The sequence below is a fragment of the Pseudomonas sp. B16(2017) genome (genome assembly GCF_002113205.1).
Classification (GTDB): Bacteria; Pseudomonadota; Gammaproteobacteria; order Pseudomonadales; family Pseudomonadaceae; genus Aquipseudomonas; species Aquipseudomonas pharyngis.
In genome coordinates this window covers 127106-147181 of the sequence record NZ_NEKA01000012.1, presented here as the reverse complement: position 1 = coordinate 147181, position 20076 = coordinate 127106, and the positions used below count along the sequence as shown (strand labels likewise).

At 58.8% G+C, this 20076-nt stretch carries 12 protein-coding genes; 8 read left to right on the top strand and 4 right to left on the bottom strand.

Annotated features, from left to right (window positions below; translation table 11 throughout):
* Positions 1-149: 149 nt before the first annotated feature.
* The 3 genes from codB to CAG25_RS20855 all read left to right on the top strand — a co-directional run bounded on the left by codB (position 150) and on the right by CAG25_RS20855 (position 3441).
* Positions 150-1421 carry a cytosine permease gene (gene codB, locus CAG25_RS20865; protein ID WP_064597984.1) on the top strand — a complete coding sequence of 424 codons (1272 nt, stop codon included), beginning with the start codon at positions 150-152 and terminating at the stop codon, positions 1419-1421.
* A 13-nt stretch (positions 1422-1434) separates the two neighbouring features.
* Positions 1435-2670: a cytosine deaminase gene (gene codA / locus CAG25_RS20860; protein WP_085612760.1), complete on the top strand. Its 1236-nt coding sequence runs from the start codon at positions 1435-1437 to the stop codon at positions 2668-2670.
* Positions 2671-2784: 114 nt separating this feature from the next.
* A complete protein-coding gene (locus CAG25_RS20855; RefSeq protein WP_085612761.1) occupies positions 2785-3441 on the top strand; it encodes a carboxymuconolactone decarboxylase family protein in 657 nt (218 codons plus the stop codon).
* Between the two features lie 148 nt (positions 3442-3589).
* Here the strand turns inward: CAG25_RS20855 and CAG25_RS20850 are convergent, their stop codons facing one another.
* Positions 3590-4582, bottom strand: coding sequence for a diaminopimelate epimerase (locus CAG25_RS20850; RefSeq protein WP_085612762.1), 993 nt, complete (start codon positions 4580-4582; stop codon positions 3590-3592).
* Positions 4583-4851: 269 nt separating this feature from the next.
* Between CAG25_RS20850 and tssI the strand changes: the two genes are divergently transcribed.
* From tssI to CAG25_RS20830, 4 genes are all read left to right on the top strand, one after another.
* Positions 4852-7293, top strand: a complete 2442-nt coding sequence (gene tssI, locus CAG25_RS20845) for a type VI secretion system tip protein VgrG (protein WP_085690987.1) — start codon at positions 4852-4854, stop codon at positions 7291-7293.
* Positions 7290-10547: a phospholipase D-like domain-containing protein gene (locus tag CAG25_RS20840; RefSeq protein WP_085613179.1), complete on the top strand. Its 3258-nt coding sequence runs from the start codon at positions 7290-7292 to the stop codon at positions 10545-10547. Before tssI ends, CAG25_RS20840 begins: the two co-directional genes overlap by 4 nt.
* The gene (locus CAG25_RS28910; protein ID WP_085613178.1) at positions 10544-11650 is read left to right on the top strand and encodes a hypothetical protein; all 1107 of its coding nucleotides are present in this window, start codon (positions 10544-10546) and stop codon (positions 11648-11650) included. The genes CAG25_RS20840 and CAG25_RS28910 overlap by 4 nt, the downstream gene beginning before the upstream one ends.
* A gap of 110 nt (positions 11651-11760) precedes the next feature.
* Positions 11761-12912 (top strand): MFS transporter, encoded by a 1152-nt coding sequence (locus CAG25_RS20830; RefSeq protein ID WP_085613177.1) that lies wholly within the window; start codon positions 11761-11763, stop codon positions 12910-12912.
* Between the two features lie 114 nt (positions 12913-13026).
* Here CAG25_RS20830 and CAG25_RS20825 read toward each other — a convergent pair whose 3' ends face one another.
* The 3 genes from CAG25_RS20825 to CAG25_RS20815 form a co-directional block, all read right to left on the bottom strand.
* A complete protein-coding gene (locus tag CAG25_RS20825) occupies positions 13027-15450 on the bottom strand; it encodes a TonB-dependent receptor (RefSeq protein WP_085613176.1) in 2424 nt (807 codons plus the stop codon).
* Positions 15451-15548: 98 nt separating this feature from the next.
* A complete protein-coding gene (locus tag CAG25_RS20820) occupies positions 15549-16532 on the bottom strand; it encodes a FecR family protein (RefSeq protein ID WP_085613175.1) in 984 nt (327 codons plus the stop codon).
* A 40-nt stretch (positions 16533-16572) separates the two neighbouring features.
* Positions 16573-17073: a sigma-70 family RNA polymerase sigma factor gene (locus tag CAG25_RS20815; RefSeq protein WP_085613174.1), complete on the bottom strand. Its 501-nt coding sequence runs from the start codon at positions 17071-17073 to the stop codon at positions 16573-16575.
* A gap of 200 nt (positions 17074-17273) precedes the next feature.
* Between CAG25_RS20815 and CAG25_RS20810 the strand changes: the two genes are divergently transcribed.
* Entirely contained in the window at positions 17274-19973 is a 2700-nt protein-coding gene (locus tag CAG25_RS20810) for a hypothetical protein (protein ID WP_143492984.1), read from the top strand.
* Positions 19974-20076: the final 103 nt, after the last annotated feature.

Genomic DNA, 20076 nt, shown 5'->3' with positions numbered 1-20076 from the left:
ACAACTGCTCCCACATGGTTCGGTGCGGCGCCCGATGCACTGCTTTCGCGCCGATCATCCGTGTCTCGTCTATAAATACCCGCAACATCGCGTTTGGCACGACCGCTGCAACCACTTCGCGTCCTCCCCTTTCCAGCAAGGAACGCCCCATGACGCAAAACGATCCCGGCAACGATTACCCCCTCAGCGAAGTGCCGATGCACGCGCGCAAAGGCCTGGCCTCCACGGCGATGGTGCTGCTGGGGTTCACCTTCTTCACGGCGACCATGTTTGCCGGCGGCAAGCTCGGCGTGGCGTTCAACTTCGGCGAAATGCTCGCCGTCATCGTCATCGGCAATCTGCTGCTCGGCGTGTACGCCGCAGGCCTGGGTTACATCGCCTTCAAGAGCGGGCTGAATTCGGTGCTGATGGGGCGCTTCTGTTTTGGCGAAGTCGGCAGCAAGCTCAGCGACCTGATCCTCGGGTTCACCCAGATCGGCTGGTACGCCTGGGGCACCGCGACGGCGGCGGTGGTGCTCGGCAAATATTTCGATCTGAATGAAGCCACGGTGCTGGGGCTGATGGTGCTGTTCGGCCTGGTGTTCTGCGCCACGGCGTATGTCGGTTATCGCGGACTGGAGATTCTGTCGTACATCGCGGTACCGGCGATGATGTTGCTGCTGATGCTGTCGATGTGGGTCGCCACCGTGAAAGTCGGCGGCCTCGACGGTTTGCTCAGCGTCGTGCCCAGCGGTTCGCTGGATTGGTCGACGGCCATCACGCTGGTGTTCGGCACCTTCGTCAGCGGTGCGACCCAGGCCACCAACTGGACGCGTTTTTCGCGCTCGGCGCGCATTGCGGTGCTGGCCAGCCTGATCGGCTTTTTCATCGGCAATGGCCTGATGGTGCTGATCGGCGCCTACGGCGCAATCGTCTACCAACAACCCGACGTGGTCGAAGTGCTGCTGTTGCAAGGCTTCGCCATGGCGGCGATGGCCATGCTGTTGCTGAACATCTGGAGTACCCAGGACAACACCATCTACAACTTCGCCGTCGCCGGCTGCAACCTGCTGCGCACCGGGCGCCGCAAGACCGTGACCCTGGCCGGTGCCGTGATCGGCACGGCGCTCGCGCTGCTGGGCATGTACGACATGCTGGTGCCTTATCTGATCCTGCTGGGCACGGTCATCCCACCGATTGGCGGGGTGATCATGGCGGACTTTTTCTTCCGCTGGCGCGGGCGTTATCCGCGTCTGGCCGACGCACGGTTACCGGCGTTCAACTGGCCGGGGCTGGCGGCTTACGCGGCCGGAACCGTCGCCGCGTTCGGCTCGCCGTGGGTCGCGCCGCTGGTCGGCATCGCCGTTGCCGCGTTAACGTATATCGCAGTGACCGGCCTGCTCGGCGCCCGCAACGCGGCCGCCCCTCTACAAGATCTATAAAAGGATTCGCCCGATGCACATCATCAACGCCCGACTGCGCAACCAGGAAGGTCTGCACGAATTGCACCTCGAAGACGGCCTGATCCGCAGCATCGCGCGCCAGACCGAAGCGCCGACTCTGGGCCCCGACGACCTCGACGCCGGCGGCAATCTGGTGGTGCCGCCCTTCGTCGAGCCGCACATTCACCTCGACGCCACCCTGACCGCCGGCGAGCCGCGCTGGAACATGAGCGGCACGCTGTTCGAAGGCATCGAGTGCTGGGGCGAGCGCAAGGTCACCATCACCCAGGAAGACACCAAAACCCGGGCCAGGAAAACCATTCAAACCCTCGCCGCCCACGGCATCCAGCACGTGCGCACCCACGTCGACGTCACCGACCCGCAACTCACCGCGCTCAAGGCGATGCTTGAAGTACGCGAGGAAAGCCGTCACCTGATCGACCTGCAGATCGTCGCGTTCCCCCAGGAAGGCATCGAGTCGTTTCGTAATGGTCGCGAGCTGATGGAAGAAGCGATCCGCATGGGCGCGGACGTGGTCGGCGGGATCCCGCATTTCGAATACACCCGCGATCAGGGCGTCAGTTCGGTGAAATTCCTGATGGACCTCGCCGAGCGCACCGGCTGCCTGGTGGACGTGCACTGCGACGAAACCGACGACCCGCATTCGCGCTTCCTCGAAGTGCTCGCCGAAGAGGCTCGCAGCCGCGACATGGGCGCCCTCGTGACCGCCAGCCACACCACCGCGATGGGCTCCTACGACAACGCCTACTGCGCCAAACTGTTCCGCCTGCTCGGCCATTCGGGGATCAGTTTTGTCTCCTGCCCGACCGAAAGCATTCACCTGCAAGGTCGCTTCGATAACTTCCCGAAACGCCGCGGCGTGACCCGCGTCAACGAACTGCTCGAAGCCGGCATGAACGTCTGCTTCGGCCAGGATTCGATCGTCGATCCGTGGTATCCGCTGGGCAACGGCAACATCCTGCGGGTCCTCGAAGCCGGCCTGCACATCTGCCACATGCTCGGTTATCGCAACCTGCAGAGCGCGCTGGATCTGGTCACCGACAACAGCGCCAAGGCCATGCACCTCGGTGAGCGCTACGGCCTGGAACAGGGCCGCCCGGCGAACCTGCTGATCCTGTCGGCGGACAGCGATTACGAAGTCATCCGCAGCCAGGGCCTGCCGCTGTATTCGATCCGCAACGGCAAGGTGCTGATGAAGCGGCAGATGCCGGTGGTGGAATTCGTCTAAGGTGTAGAAGTCGGCGCTGCAACGGCGCCGACTTCTTCCGATGGACGCACTGTCATGCCGTAGTTCGCGCGTAGTTGCTCCGCTGCCATCCTCATTGATCCGTGAGGACGCGACATGAATCAAAAGACCACTTCCGATCCCAAGGCCACGCTTTACCAGGAAGGCCGCCATACGTTTGTCGAACTCGTACCCGATGGCGGGGACAGGCTCGACGCCTTGTTTCGTACCGTTCCCGCACTGCGCGAACTTGCCGTTGGCGTGGTGTACGGACATTTACACTCACGTCCCGGTCTTGATCCGCGATTACGCGAAGCGGTGTCATTTGCCGCCATTGTCGCCTCGGGCATGGTCGGACCACCGCTGAGCGTGCACCTCAAAACCGGCCTGGCATCGGGCCTCGCACCGGGTGAATTGACTGAAATACTGCTGCAGGCTTCGGCCTTCGCCGGTTTCCCCCGAGCGGTCAGCGCTGCGGAGCAGCTCAATCATCTGTTTGCAGACGCGGGCCTTGAATCACCACCGCCCCCTACCCCGAGAGAAGTCACTTCGAGATTTTGCTCTGACGTTCGCGAGGGCCATTCACCAATTCCGTTGAGTGCCGCCGTGAAACGCCAATTGCGGCACGCAGACCGTTTGGCGCTGCAAGCCTGCTCGGCGAAGGCTGTGATCGTCGAGTGTTTTCAAAGCCCCGAAACGCAGCCCAAAGCCCTGCTGTATGTGACGGTGGACGATGACACTGTTGTCGCCGTAAAACTGTTCAAGGGCCAATGAACGGTTTCATGGTTATGGATCGGGGCGGCTTTATCGCCAAACGATAGAGCCGACCTGTCAGATCTGACAGGCGACAAGCGCCGCAGGCCGGCCCACAGTAAGTCCCAAGGGATCAATCGTTCCCGGGGGGACGATCATGAAAGGGACTTCACCTTTTTGTCCGATGTGCGGTGCCAAACAGACGCACGCCGAGCAGCTCGCCATCGCGCTCTTCCAGTAAAATCGGCGCCGTCCCGCCTGGCATCACCACCTGCACCTCTCCCGCCGACACCCAGCCTACCCACCACGCCGCAGACGCCACCGCACTGGCGCTGGTGCCGGAGGACGCCGTCGGCCCCTCGCCCCGTTCGAACACCCGCGCCACAATGCGTTGATCGCCAGCGCGCATCGCCCATTGCAGGTTGATCCCGGCCGGGCACGGCTGGCCGGCGCCGGTGGGCATGGCGTAGGCGATGGCGGTCAGACAGTCTGCCAGCGGCGATTCAAGCATCTGTGCGTTGCTCGGCAATGCGGCTTCATCCTGCACCAGGGTCACGCAATGCGGATTGCCGATGCGCACGAACTGGCTGTGCGCCCAGGCAGGATCGAGTTGCGCCAGCGGTCGAACACCGCTGACTTCCACACCATTGAAAGGGTGCGACTCAACCCCGAGCGCACCGACCGCCGCCGGGCCGAAACCGGGCTGGCCGAGGTCCAGCCAGAAGCCCTGCACGCCCGCCACTTGCGCCGGTTTCACCGAGGTCGGCACGGGCGATAGTGCGTCCTGTTTGTCGTGATGCACCCGCAGCGCCGCGCCCTCCTCCGGCATCACCCCCTGTTCGAGCAGCGCCTGGGAGAAGATCGTCAGGCCGTTGCCGCTGCGCTCGGCCAGCGTGCCGTCGGTGTTGACGATCAGCAGGTCGAAGGGTGGCGAGGATTGAAACGGGCCGATCAGCAAGCCATCGCTGCGATGATGCTTGACGCCGGTGGGGCGAATCCCATCCGGCCATTGGCAGAATGTCGCGATAGCGTGCTCGCTCCAGATGGCTCTGGATGACGCCGCCTCCTGTGCGTTGGTCGGCAGGTCGATACCCACCTCACGTACCTGCAGGGGTGAAACCACACCATAGATATTGCCGCGCGCATCGTAGAACTTTGCCATCTCGTTTCCTGCGTTCAGGTTGCTGTCAGCGCTCCACTGTATCGCCTGACGGGATCGTCAATCACGTGGAAATATCAGCAAAAGCGATATCACTTCGCCACGAAACATTTAGTAGCAACTTCAAGAAGACCATATGAACCGTGGCTTTCCGGGCATGTGCGCAACTTTTTGCGCAACTTTAAGCCTTTATGATCCGACTCGGTTCTGGATCAGGCTTTCGCCGAGGTTAGAACTTTCAGGAGATTTCGTTTCACCTCAAGGAGCGTCAAATGTTCAGTCCAGCCAACGAAACGCACTTCAGCCTGACGGTCGACGGCTCTCAAGGCGGGCAGGTGGGCGACCTGCAAGTCCTGTCGTTCACCGGCACCGAAGGCATCAGCCAGCCGTTCCGTTTCGACCTGGAACTGGTCAGCGAAAAACCGGATCTGGACCTCGAACAACTGCTGCACAAGCAAGCCTTCCTGGCGTTCGATCCACAAGGCTCGGGCATTCATGGCCAGATTTACCGAGTCGCCCAGGGCGATGCCGGCAAGCGCCTGACCCGTTACAAGGTTTCGCTGGTGCCGCAGCTGCAATACCTGCATCACCGCACCAACCAGCGCATCTACCAGCAGATGTCGGCGCCGAAAATCATCGCGCTGATCCTCGACGAGCACGGCATCAAGGGCAACGCCTACAGCTTCCAGCTCAGCCAGCCGTGCCCGGATCGCGACTACTGCGTGCAGTACGACGAAACCGACCTGCACTTCGTCCAGCGTCTGTGCGAAGAAGAGGGGATTCACTACCACTTTCAGCACAGCAAGAAGGGCCATCTGCTGGTGTTCGGCGATGACCAGACCGTGTTCCCGAATCTCGGCCAGCCGACCGCGTATGTGCAGGGCAGTGGCATGGTCGCCGAAGAACCGGTGATCAAAGGCTTCAAGCTGCGCCTGGAAACCCGCACCAGCCGCACCACCCGCCGCGACTACGATTTCGAGAAACCGCGCCTGCAAATGGAGGCGGCGTACAAACCGGACGGCGCTCTCGATAGCAAAGACGCTGAACCGGATCTGGAAGACTACGACTACCCCGGCCGCTTCATCGACCGCGCCCGCGGCAAGTTCCTCAGCCAGCGCGCCCTCGAACGTCATCGCGCCGACTACCGTCAGGCCGAGGGTCGCGGCGACCAGACCAGACTGGTCAGCGGCCACTTCATGGAAATGTCCGACCACCCGCGCAGCGAGTGGAACGACCTGTGGCTGCTCACCGAAATCTTCCACGAAGGCAAACAGCCGCAAGTCCTCGAAGAGTCGGTCACCAGCGACACCACCGACAACAAGGACGACTTCCACCAGGGCTACCGCAACCGCTTCCTCGCCACCCCGTGGGACGTGTTCTACCGCCCGGCCCTCGAACACCCGAAGCCCCGCGTGCTCGGCAGCCAGACCGCCATGGTCACCGGCCCCAAAGGCGAAGAAATCCACTGCGACCAGTACGGCCGCATCAAGGTGCAATTCCACTGGGACCGCGAAGGCCTGGCCGACGACAAGACCAGCTGCTGGCTGCGCGTCTCCAGCTCCTGGGCCGGCGACCGCTACGGCGCCATCTCCATCCCGCGCATCGGCATGGAAGTCCTCGTCACCTTCCTCGAAGGCGACCCCGACCAGCCCCTCGTCACCGGCTGCCTGTACCACAAGGAAAACCCGGTGCCGTACGCCTTGCCGGCGAACAAAACCCGCAGCGTCTTCAAAACCCTCAGCTCCCCGGGCGGCGGTGGCTACAACGAACTGCGCATCGAAGACAAAAAAGGCGCCGAACAAATCTTCATCCACGCCCAGCGGGATTGGGATGAAAACGTTGAGCACGATCAGAAGATTCGGGTCGGCAATGAACGTCATGACACCGTGGTTAAGAACAGTTACACCGAGCTCAAGGCTGAAGAACACCGCACTACGATTTCCGATCGCAAAGTGGAAGTGAAAGCCAGCGATCACCTGACCGTTAACCAGGACCAGCACATCAAACTCGGCACCGCTCAGTTGACCAGCGCTGGCAAGGAAATCCACCTCAAGGCCGGGGACAAAATGGTCATCGAGGCCGGCAGCGAACTGACTCTCCAGGCGGGCGGCAGCTTCATCAAACTCGATGGCGGTGGCATCACGGTGGTCGGGCCGGTGGTGAAGATCAACGCAGGTGGCTCGGCGGGAACGGGTTCCGGGATTGCGATCCTGAAGCCGCTGTTGCCGATCCCAGCACCGTCGGCCAAGGCCGGCAATCTCATGGCGCCCGCGCAACCGGGCGTATTGCCGACCAAGCCCGAGCCACGGGAATACTTCTTCGACATTACCCTGACCGATGTGCCCGGCGATGAAGGTTTCCCGCTGGCCCACACCCTGTGGCAGATCGTCCAGGACGGCGTGGATGAGCCGTTGCTCGAAGGTCAGACCGACGAGAACGGACGCGTCAATATCGACGAACCGCAACGCCTGAAACTCTCCAAAGCCTATGCCGAAGCCGGCCCGTTGTGGCTGTGCTATCCAGGGCAACGCGTGCCAGTGGCCCTGCATGACGAACCGGCGGATGCGGACAAGGAGCGCTTCGCCTTGGCTGCCCTTGACTTCCATGACAGCACTCACCACCGCACCATCAACGCCGCCAGCAACGAACGCAGCAAGCAGGACTTGCTCACCGACGGCGACTTGTACAGCCGCCTGCACAGCACGGACGAATGACCATGACGGATTCCGCTACCCCCTACAACGGCGTTCGCCACAAGGAAGTCAGCCAGATCAACACGGCCGCCGGTAAAGCCCTGCCCGCCGTGAATGCGCCGGACTTTTTCATTCAGGACAAGTCCGCCTTTGCGCCCAAGCGCAGTGGCAACCAGGTACGTTTTTTCACCACTGGCGAGGATTACTACAAGGATCTGGCCAAGAAAATCGCCAAGGCCGAAACCTCGATTTTCATCACGGGCTGGCAGGTCAACTACGATGTGACCCTGGACGGCAAGCAGACCTTGTGGGAGTGCTTGTACAACGCCCTCCAGGCGCACCCGACACTGAAAGTGTTTGTCATGCCGTGGCTGAGCCCGGCGGCAAGCGTCGGCACCCATGACTTCGAAACCATGCTGGCGGTTTTCCAGCTCAACGCCGGGCTGAAAGTGCCGCGCGCCTTCTGCACCCCGGCCATCCAGCAAAGCGACATGAAGGGCCTGGGCTCGACATTTTCCCATCACCAAAAGTGCGTGGTGATCGACAACAAGATCGGCTATGTCGGCGGTATCGACCTGGCCTACGGTCGTCGGGATGACAACAACTTCAGCCTCAGCGCCGTCGACCGCCAGGGTAACGATGCGTATAACCCTGGGATTCCGCACCTGGGCTGGATGGACATGAACAAGCACGTCAGTCGAGCCGGCCTGCTGTTGGGCACGCTGTTCGACCTGTCCAAACCGCTGGCCGAAACGACCATCGGCACAGAAAACACCAACATCAAACTGGCGTTGCCCCGTCGCGCCAGCGTGATCAACGCCGTCGCGGCGATTCAGAACTTCTTCGCAAGTCCCCCCCTGCCCGTTCTGGACCGGGCAATGAAGGCCGGCAAAAGCCTGAAGGAGTCCGTGTCCTCCATCGATCCTTTGGCCAGGCCCAGGGAGTATCTGACCGACGCGGCCATCCGCAATATCACCGCGCTGATCAAACACAACTGGACGCGCCTGCCGCTTGCCGAACCGCTCAAAGGCCAGGCTCAAGTGTGGATTCGCGAAGTCGAAACCAGCGCCGGCAATTTGCAGGCTTCGCTGCGTCTGAAGAGTTACGAGCTGATCAACAACTGGACGAACTCGACCGATCTCGGCCGCCTTGTCGCGATGTTCTGCGACAAGGGTTACGACGCCATGCCCGCAGAGAAAATGGGCTGGCTTAACAACATCGGCCAATTGACCACTTCATTGCTCGGGCACTTTTACGCATTGCTGCAAGACCGCGTGGCCAATCACCGGGAGCCCTTTGAATATCTCAAACACCAACCGCAGCCACTGGCTTCGGCAGATTACAGCCGGCTGGACAAGGACCAGCCGCGCATGCCGTGGCAAGACGTTCACAGCCGCATCGAGGGGCCATCGGTGTACGACCTGTCGCGCAATTTCATCGACCGCTGGAACGGCCAACAGGCTTACATCGCCGAGATCAAGAGCCTGGAAAAAACCACCGTCATCGTCGCCCTGATGGAGTGGGTCAACACGCTGGTCAGGGACGCCGGCCTGCCCCATCACCTGGATCTCAACAATCAGATCAACCTGAAGCTGCCCATGCCCAAACCGGTCTGGATCGATCAGGCCCCGACCCTGCCGACGCCACCGCAGACAGCGCAAGGCGGAGTCAGCGTGCAAGTGTTGCGCAGCGCTTCAGCCGCGATGACCACTCAGGAAGCCAAGGGTCGAGACATGGCCAGGGTCAACCTGCCGCTGCCCGAGGGTTTCAACGTGGGCGGCGTCCAGGACAACTGCCTGCGCGCCATGCTGCAGACCATTTCCAGTGCCCAGCACTTCATCTACATCGAGAACCAGTTCTTCCAGACCGACTTCGGTGACGAGGGCGAACTGGCAGAAGGTCGGCCACTGTCCGGCCCGATGGCCAGCCTGCGAGACCCGTCTACCTTGAACGAGAATTTCGTCGCCCGGATCAAACTGCGTGAAGCGATGGAGGACCAGGACTTCACCCGGATCGACTGGAAAGAAGTCAACGCCATCAGCAAGGAACCCGGTGAAGAGGCCCGCACCTTTCTCAAAAGTTTCCTCATGATCTGGCAGACCAACGCACAGGGCTGGCTGACTCAGAAACTGGGGAAAGAACAGAAGCTCACCAACACCATCGGCAAAGCGCTGGCCGACCGCATCGGTCGGGCGATTGCCGAAAACCGTCCTTTTCACGTGTACCTGATTTTGCCGGTGCATCCGGAAGGTGCGCTGAACGTGCTGAACCTTATGCACCAGGTTCACCTGACCATGCAAAGTCTGGTGTTTGGCGAACAGAGTCTGGTCAAACGCATTCAACGGCACATGGCGATAAAGGACATGATGGATCGCGGGGCGAGCAAGGAAGAGGCCGGGAAGATTATTGAGCGGGTGGATACGAATGGAGATCCCGTTTACGTACAGCAGGACTGGTCAAAATATTTGACCCTGCTCAACCTACGCACTTGGGATACGCTTGGCGACCGCGTGGTCACTGAACAGATCTACGTGCACAGCAAGTTGTTGATTGCGGATGATCGGGTGGCGATTCTCGGCAGCGCCAATATCAATGACCGCAGTCAATGCGGGACACGTGACTCTGAGCTGGCAGTCATTGTGCGCGATAGCGAATCGACTGAAGCCAAGCTGGACGGCAAGCACAACCAGAAGGTAGGGAAGATAATCAATAAATTGCGCAAGGATTTGTGGAAGAAGCACTTCGGAATGAGTCAGGCGAAGCAAAATGGCCCTGTGGCTCACTTTACTGTTTCGGACGAAGTTCTCGATCAGCCGGCTGCAGAAAAAACTTGGCGAGATATTCAGAAGCGCGCGAAGAATAATTCGGAAGCTTACGAGCAGTCATTCAACTTCATTCCTCAGAACATCAGTCAGGTGCAAATACTTGTTGATCCAACGACAGCGTCTGAACCTGCCGGGGACATGCCAGCATCAATCTGGCCAACGTGGACATATCGCTCCCCAGATGATCATAAACGTGGTGGAAAACTGGCAGACTGTTTGCCACATGAAGAGGGATTTTGGGAGAGCAAGACATGGACTGGGGTGAAAACCTATTCCGCTCCCATGGGCATCAAGGGATTCATTACTGCCCTACCAATCGGCTGGACGAAAGGTGAGAACAATGACTCAGGATTGAACCTGACGATCATCGCTCACAACGAAGACAGAAAGAGCGACGTACACATCGCAAGTGTGAGCGAAACGTCCAATCGAAATGAGCACAGTTCATGACACGAATCATCGCCACCTTCGCCGGCTTGTTGCTGGGCACCCAATCAGCCCTTGCTGAGCCTGCCCTGCACGAATGTCTGGGACGTACCAGATTCGAGTCACCGGAAGCATTCGAGTGGGCAACGTTTGCTATCGAACGTAGCAACATGAAAGGTGCAGGAGGACACGTATTTTCCAAGAATGTGCATGCGGTGGGCGACTACGTTAGTTATGACTTCGACGAACTCACCATCAGAGTCAGCGATGCCACGACACGTGAAAATTTTGAGAGACAACGCAACGCCATCGTTCACGAAACCGAACTCTACAAAAAGCGCCTCGAGGACAAGCTTGAAACCAACAAGGACCTTTTGGTATCGATCAAGGAGATGAACTATTCCCATGACGAGGTGAAAAAGCAGGAGGAACGAATAAAAAAACTGGAAGAGCAAATACCCAAAGTAAAAAATTACGAACACGATCTAGGCATCCCCGACTCCTATGTCCTGGGCAGCAAAGAAACGCCCTACGAATTCCTGCTCTGGCGCAACAACCGGGTGTTCTACTTCAACATGAACAAACCCGCCGAGAACTCCGCGCAAAGGATCAAGGATCTCGCCGCCCGCTTCGAAGCCCGCGACCTCTATGAAGTACCCGAAGGCCCCGGCGTCTGTATGCCTTACGGCTTTATCCATGACGACGGCAAAACCGGTTTCAACGTCAAGAACAGCCTGCGCTTCACCAGCACGCCCAACGTCATCATGAGCCTGATCAACGCCTCACTCGGCAACCACGCCAAACCCACCGACGGCACCTACGACACCGACTACCGCCCCGGCTACGACGCCGAAATCTGGAAAAAGTCGAAGATCATGGAGAAGTTCTACATCGGCGATCGCATGACCACCCTCGAAGGCTGGCGTCTGGACCCTCGTCCGGAAACCACCGAACAGGATCGCGCCTGGTTCGCCATCGCCCATGTCGGCGGTCTGGCGAGCCCGCTGATCGCAGCGCAGATGTTCACTTTCCAGAAAGGCACCGACGGCCTGAAAGATCTGGTGCCACCGCCCGAAGCGGTTGTCCCGCGCTTTTTGAAGTTGACGCGAAGCATCCGCGAGCAGTGAAACGCTGTCACCGATCAGCCGAAACGGGAACTCAAGGTCGCGGCCCATGGACTGATGTGCAACGATGTTGCCCTGCATCACGCCATTGACCGCAAGACCAAGGACGCTTCATGACTGCCATCAACACCCCGCCGCCCCTCGCCCCCGGACGTCTGCAACAGATGTCCACGCGCATCGCCTTCTTCATTGCCGGGCTCGGCATCGCCGCGTGGGCGCCGTTGGTGCCCTACGCCAAGGCGCGCGCCGGTCTCGATGAGGGGACGCTGGGGTTGCTGTTGCTGTGCCTGGGTGTCGGTTCGATTCTGGCGATGCCGCTGGCGGGGATTCTGGCCACGCGGTTTGGCTGCCGGAAGGTGGCCACCGGCGGCACGCTGCTGATCTGTGCAGCATTGCCGTTGCTGGCGACGGTGTCGTCGATTCCGGCGTTGATCGCCACGCTGTTCATGTTCGGCGCCGGGCTCGGCACGGTGGATTCGACAGTGAACCTGCAAGCGGTGATCGTCGAGCGCGCCAGCGGCAAGAACATGATGTCGGGGTTTCACGGCCTGTTCAGCCTCGGCGGGATCGTCGGCGCGGCGGGCGTGAGCGCCCTGCTCGGTCTCGGGCTGTCGCCACTGGCGGCGATGCTGGTGGTGGTTGTAGTGCTGATTGCGGCGCTGTTCAAAGCCGTGCCGCACATGCTGCCTTACGGCAGTGAAAGCTCGGGGCCGGCGTTCGCGGTGCCCCACGGGATCGTGCTGTTCATCGGCGGCATGTGCTTCATCGTGTTCCTCACCGAAGGCGCGGCGCTGGACTGGAGCGCGGTGTTCCTGGCCCAGGAACGCGGGATCGACACCGCCTATGCGGGGCTGGGTTACGCAGCGTTCGCTTTGACCATGACGGCCGGCCGCTTGACCGGTGACCGGATCGTCCGGGCATTGGGCGCAACCCGGATCATTCTGTTTGGCGGTCTGCTGGCGGCGGCGGGATTGTTTCTGGCGACCTTCGCCCCGAGCTGGCAAGCCGCGCTGCTGGGTTATGCGCTGGTCGGCGCCGGGTGTTCGAACATCGTGCCGGTGCTGTACACGGCGGTGGGCAAGCAGACGGTGATGCCGGAAAGCATCGCCGTACCGGCAATCACCACACTGGGTTATGCAGGGATTCTCGCAGGCCCGGCGGTGATCGGGTTTGTCGCCCACGCCAGCAGCCTGAGTTTTGCCTTCGGGTTGATGGCGACGTTGCTGGTGGCGGTGGCGATTGGCGGCAAAGCGCTCAAAGTCTGAAAAACATCATCTGAACGCCCCCGAAGCGAACCCGCTCCCACAAGATACAAACGATCCCTGTGGGAGCTGCGGTTCGACGATTCGACTTGCCCGCGATGAAGCCACCTCGGTCTATCAGAAACCGACGCTGGCCTGCACGAAGAACGTCCGCGGCGTGCCCACGTAGATCCCCGAGTTGTTGTCGCTGGAGCGGGTGAAGTACTGCTTGTCGAAGATGTTCTTCACCCCGGCGCCGAGCTTCAGGTTCGACAGCTGCGAACCGAAGTCATAGCCGCCGCGCACGTTCCAGGTCACGTAACCCGGAATGTCGCCGTACTGCCCGTCCGCCGTGCCTTCGGTGATGTAATTGCCATTGAAGCTGCCATCAGCATTCACGCCGGTGCCCGGCGAGCGCTGTTTGGACTGGGCGAAGCCGTCGATGTTGTAGGTCCAGCGGTTGATGTCGTAACGCAGGCCGACGGTCGCCACCTGACGCGAGTAGAACGGCAGGTCGCGGCCCTTGAAGCCCGGGATCTCGCCTTCGTAGGTCGCGCGGGTGTAAGTGAAACCGGCGTTGGCGGTCAGGCCATCCAGGCGTGGATCGAGCGCCGCCATGTCGTAGTGCACCGACGCTTCGATACCCTGGTGCTTGGTTGCGCCGAGGTTGGTCCAGCCCACGTCGTTGCTGATGTATTGCAGTTCGTCGTCGAAGTCGATGTAGAACAGCGTCACTTCCCCGCCCCACACGTCATCGTTGTAGCGCGTGCCGATTTCGTAGGTCTTGGCTTTCTCCGGCTCCAGACCGTTGGCGGTCTGGTCACCCGAGCCGCCCTGGCCGAGCTGAAAGTACTGAAGGCTGCCGAACGACGTCTCGTAGTTGGCGAACAGCTTCCACGCATCGGACAGGTGATACATCACGCTCAGGGCCGGCAGCGGCTCGTTGCTTTCGATGCTGCGGTTTTTCTCCGGCACGCGTTTGCCGGCGGTGTCGAGCACAGCGCGATCATGCCAGTCAGTGCTGATGTGCTCGAAGCGAATGCCCGGGGTCACGGTCCAGTTGCCGACGTCGATCTTGTTGTCGATGTAGACCGAGTTGGCCTCGGTGCCACCGGTGCGATCCTGGAACACATGACCGTCGGAGGTCTTGGTGACCACCGGCACATTGTTGACCAGCGCCAGACGGCTTGATTGCTCGTGCATCGCTTCTTTCAGATAACGGTAACCGACGCTGACTTCCTGAGTGGTCGGGCCGACGTCGAACACACGCGAAACACGCGGCTCGATGCCCAGCGTGTAATAGGAACGCGGGAACGAGCTGAGGGTTTTCTGATCGCGGGCGGCGATGGTGCTGCCGCGAAAGCTGTCGGAATAGTAGGTCAGCACTTCCGCCTGGGTGCGCTCGTCGATCTGCCGGATCCACTTGAACGACACGTCCTTGCGGCGGCCACTGAAGCCGTCGTAGTCGCGGTCGGACTGGAACGGTTTGTCGTCGTACTGTTTCTGCGTCAGGCCGCCGGGCATGTCGGCGCTGGCGTCGTAGTAGTGGAAGTTGAGGCTGAAATCGTCCTGATCGGTCGGCGCCCAGTGGGTCTTGAGGATCACGTCGTCGATGTCGTTGCCGTTGTTGCGCTCGCGGTAACCGTTGCCGTTGACGCCCGAGTACAACAGTGCCATGCCGATGCCGTTGTCGGCGGTGCCGCCGAGAAACGCGGTATCGATGTGTTTCCAGCCACCGTGCTGGGAGGTTTCCAGGGTGGTGCCGATTTCACCGGTGGTTTTTTCCGGGATCGCGCGGGTCACGAAGTTGATCACGCCGCCGACGTTCTGCGGCCCGTAACGCACGGAGCCGGCACCACGGACCACGTCGATGCTGTCGAGGTTGCCGGACGAAATCGGCGCCATCGACAGTTGTGGCTGGCCGTACGGCGCAAACGCGGCCGGCACGCCGTCGATCAATACGGTGGAGCGTGGCGACAGGCGCGACGTCAAACCCCGTACGCCGACGTTCAGCGAAATATCGCTGCCGCCAGTGCCGTTGGCTTCCTGCACCTGCACACCCGGCACACGGCGCAGTACGTCGCCGACGTTCATCGCGCCCTGCTCGACCATCGCTTCACGGCGAATCACCGTGCGCGCGCCGGGGTGGTTCTGCACCACGGCGGCGTCGGCGTCGCCGAGCCAGTCGCCGACCACCTTGATGTCGGTCACGCCCAGTTCCAGCGGGCCGTTGGCAGCGGAAGTCGGGGCCGGCGACAGCGTCACCGAACCTTCATTGATCTGGTAATCCAGACCGCTGCCTTGCAGCAATTGGCGCAGGGCCTGCTCCGGAGAAAGGTTACCGTCCACCGCCGGCGCCTGTTTGCCGGCGACCAGGTCCGGGCTGAAAAACACCTGCAACGACGTTTGCTGGCCCAGTTCGCTCAGGGCCTGACCCAGCGGCTGGGCGCGGATGTGAATGGCTTCGGCGGCGAAGGCCATCGGCATGGCGGCGTTGACCGCCAGCGCGAGCGCCAGCGGCAACCAAGGAGATTTATTGTTTTTGGCGGTGGAGTTTTTCACGTCGAACGGAGTCCTGTGGATCGCAAGAGTGTGCGGCTGTTAATGCAAACCAGTTGCAGTTGAACAGGAAGACGACGAACTCGAAAAAAACCTGAATTTTATTTTGAAATTATTTCCTGGCTGCCGTCGGCAAGGGTGCGCACGGCCACCGGAAGGATGTTCGGCAAGGCCTTGAGCAAGGCATCGGTGTTGTCGGATTTGAACACGCTGGTCAGGCGCAAATTGGCCACGGCGGAGTTGGCGACTTTCAGCGGCTTGTCGCGATAACGCGACACTTCCTCGGCGACTTCGCTGAGGCTGGCGTTGTTGAACACCAGTTTGCCGCTGCGCCAGGCCGTCAGCTCCGCCGGGTTGACCGCATAAGCTGGCGCCACTTTGCCTTGGGCATCGATCCGCGTGCCGAGGCCGGCGGTGAGACTGATGAAATCGGCATCGGCCGCATCACGGCCCTGTACCCTGACCGTGCCCTGCTCAACGGCGACCCGGGTCTGAGTTACGTCGCGGCGCACATCGAAGCGGGTGCCAGTGACCGTGACCTTGCCGCTGCCGGCCTCGACCACGAACGGGCGGGACGTGTCGTGCTCGACGCTGAACATCGCTTCACCTTCGGTCAGCTCGATGAGCCGCCGATCCTTCTCGAAACGCACCTGCAAACGACTGCGGCTGTTAAGGTCGATCACCGAACCATCCGGCAGCGCGACATGCTTGCGCTCACCCAGCGCCGTGGCGAACTCGGCGCTGTAACCTTGCGGGTGATTCAGACCGCTGAACAGGCCGAGCCCGAGCGCCACCGCGACCACGCTGGCCGCCACGGCGTAACGCAACAACTGACGGCGTTCGCGTCGCGTCGGCGGGGTTTCGCACAAGGCCTTGAGCCGTGGCACCGGCAGCAGATCTGCGGCCGTCCACAAGCCTTGCAGCAACTGGAATTCGTCACGGTGCTGCGGATGTTCCTCCAGCCACGCGTCGAAGCGCTGCTGTTCGTCGACGCTGACGGCCGGCTCCTGCAAACGCACAAACCAGCGTGCCGCGTCATCGCGCACCGTTGTTTGCCCGCACGCGCAATCACGAGTATCCATCATGGAATGTCCTGTTTGGCTGGGGATGAAAAGACGCCACGGCTCATGATTGCGCCCCGTCCAGGCGATCACGCAGATGCCGCAGGGTGCGGATCATATACTTTTCCACCATGTTCTTGGACAGGCCCAGGCGTTCGGCGATTTCCGCCTGGGTCAGGCCTTCGATCTTCTGCCAGACGAAAATCCGTCGGCAGTTGACCGGAAGCTCCGTGAGCGCGCGTTCGATGGAATCGGCCAGCTGGATCGCATGCATGTAATGCTCCGGGTCGCCGGTCGGCGCCTCACTGAGATCGATCGCCTCCGACTCCATGGCGCCCCGCCGGTCCTCACGCCGATAGCCGTCGACCGCGATGTTGCGCGCGGTCTGGTGCAAATACGCCCGGGGTTGCTGCACCGCCGACGAATCGGATTCGAGCACCCGCACAAAAGTGTCGTGCGCCAGATCCTCGGCCTGCGAGCGATTGCGCAGGCGACGGGTCCAGGTGCCGATCAACTCTTCGTAATGCTCGAGAAAGCCGGGTCTGCGGGGCAGCATGGGGATCATTGCGGCGTGCTGAGGAAAGGGGCATGAATGGTAATGCTTCCTATTAATACAAGACAATGGGGAACCACGAGTCTTTCACGAACTTTCGGACCTGTGACCTCGCAAAACTGAGAGAAAGATTGAAGGACGCGCGGCACCGTTTCCGTTAGCGTGTAGCGCATTCAAGGCAAAACGCCCCCATCGCATCAGGGACTATGTGTATGACAATCGTGGCTAGCGAGTACGAAATCAGAGCGGCTATAGAAAGAACCCGTCCTTCTCCAGGAACATTTCAACGACTGGCAGAAATGTTCATGTGCATTAAATTCGCAGGGCAATACACCAGCCTTATTCCACAGGGGCGAAAAGACAATGATCAAACGATCAAAGGCTATCCGGACGCATACGCCAGATTGCCTGATGGGCGCCTTCTTGTTGTAGAAGCCACAGTAGGGGACTGGCGTACGCATTTAGCAGAAGATCTCGAAAAACTGAAAAGTCTGCCATCTCCCGGTGTCGCCGAAATCGCGTTTTTCACGATGCAAGATGCAGACCCCACACGACCACAAGCTAATGCTAACCCAACAACTACAAAACCTGACGTTGAATACTTCAGACAAGAACTTCAGAAACTGGGAATTCCGAACGAAGGCATTCGATTCTTCTTCATGAATCAACTCGTTAGCGAGCTTCGACAAACGCGCTTTGCCAAAATACTCTACTCCCTGAATCTTCCGGTCAGCGTCACGCCTTTCGAAAATATTGACCTGTTACCTTATTCGGAAATGGAGCCTTCGCGAGACGAATATAAAAACAAACAAATTGTGTACAAGCGACGACTCAACAAGGTAAAAAAGTGCTTGGAAAATCATCCAATCACATGCATTTCAGGACGTTCTGGTGTAGGAAAGACCACTCTGGCGTTTGCGGCCGCCCATCAATGGGCAAACTATGAAAACAGAACGGCGATGTACGTTGACTTCCGGGACACACCGGATCCTTCCGCCTTGGTCGAAAGCATTACCACCCTGGTGAAAGTATTTGGCGACGAAAATACATTATTTATCATCGACAACACTCACTTATTGAACCCCCGCCCACTCGCCCAAATCGAAAATTCATTTTATCGTGCTGAAAACAAACCGAAGCTGCTCATGATCAGCCACACGACACCCGCTAAAACAAGTCACACACTACCCGATGGAAAACAACTGAAGAACGCGATAATCCCTATATCCCTGGAAACCTCAGACATCGAGTCTGCGTATAAATTTATCTGCAAGCGAATCACACAATCTTCAAACTTCTACAAACCTGACAAGGCTGATCTGAGTCAATGGATTCTATTCGCGCCAGACATACTAACGTTCTGCATGGCCTTGATAAACGAAAAAGAATACATCATTGGTGGGATGCGCCCAGAATTGAGTCTGAAAGGAACTCGTGACTTCATCAATAAAAACTACATCAGTCACTGCTCACTGGAAGAGCGAAAAAACCTGGCAACCATTGCAACGCTGGCGACGTATGAAATGGTCACATCTGAAATGAGTCTACCGACTCAACCCAGTGATAAACTTTTAAATTTGGGACTGATAACAAAAACCTCAACAAAAGATGGCGCTTATATCCGTTACAAAATAGCCCACGACAAGCTGGGCAAATTAATACTTGAAGCACTCGACGAAAACCCAACTCTATTGCTTGAAGAAACATTTGAGCGCGATCCCTTTCAAGCCAGCTTCTGGGTACGCCGGCAACTTGATCGAGAGCGGTTGGACTCCAGTCAGAAAGGAATTGCAGCCAGCGTTCTGCGCAATATCGACAGCAAACTCTGGAACTTCTCAAAAGACTTCTCTCCCAACTATGTCACGCCCATTGCCAGCATGTACCGAGAAGCCGAAGTCGAGATCGGATTTTGGGATATTCTGCCTGAACGCATCAACCGATACATAGATAGCAACACCAACTTCCTGAAAGGCATTCCTAGCTATCTAACCTTCGTTGCCGACCGTCCTGAATTGACCAAGGCCTGTTGGGACAAGCTGGAGCAAAGCAACTCTTCCAATCGCTTTTCAATGGCCTGCCAACTTTCCTCGGCCAAATCTCTGGGGACACTTTTGGTTCATGCAGAAAAACATGGAAAAAAGGTCCTTGACTGGATTGTTCCCGCGATGACATCGAAGCAGAATGCGACCGCCATGGCGATTCGTTTGAGTTCTGTCGACCCTCACCCAGCTGAAAACACATTGAACACCATTCAGCGCCTGGCCCCTGAGCTATTCAAACTCTTACGGGCCGAGCTTGGTAATGAAAACTTGACGACACCGTTTCTCAACAACCTTCGCAAATCAAACAACAAGATCATGAAACAATGGCTGCAGCGACCAATATTACTGGAATTAACGCTAAAAAATGACACCAAGTCCGTGATTGCAATTGCCTTTGCAACAAAGAAAATCCAGTCATTACGTCAGCTGATAATCAGCAATACTCGAACTTTCGAAACCGAAAAACTGATCAAACAGTCCATTGACTTTATTTTTTCCGAAGACAATATCAAAAAACCGAATCGTTACACCAAAGCCCAGTTTTCTTTGATCATGGAATACTACGCTGACACTCGCAACCAGGAGTGCAACACGTTTATTCAAGAACTTCACTCCTCGAACAAACTCACTGAAATAATCGACTCAATGAAGCCGGATGCACTGATAGCTACCTGGTCAGCAATGCGTCACTTTCGAAAAAACAGCAAATCTTGCAAGCTCATCAAACAGAGTATCGAAACACTACTGAAAAACAGACTTGATAGCAGCCATCCACCCAAAAAGGAAATGCTGGAGAAACTGGAGATTCTTTCGAAACTAGTCGGGTTTACACAAACAACGGTATCTGAATCCAAATCCGTGGTGTTGTAATCCAAACGGGTGAATGCTTTCTCTCGAGAAGGCACGTTTATGCAACGCCTGCCCCGAGTGCGTGTGAGCAAACCCGCTCGCTCACACGCACTCGGGAGGCGAC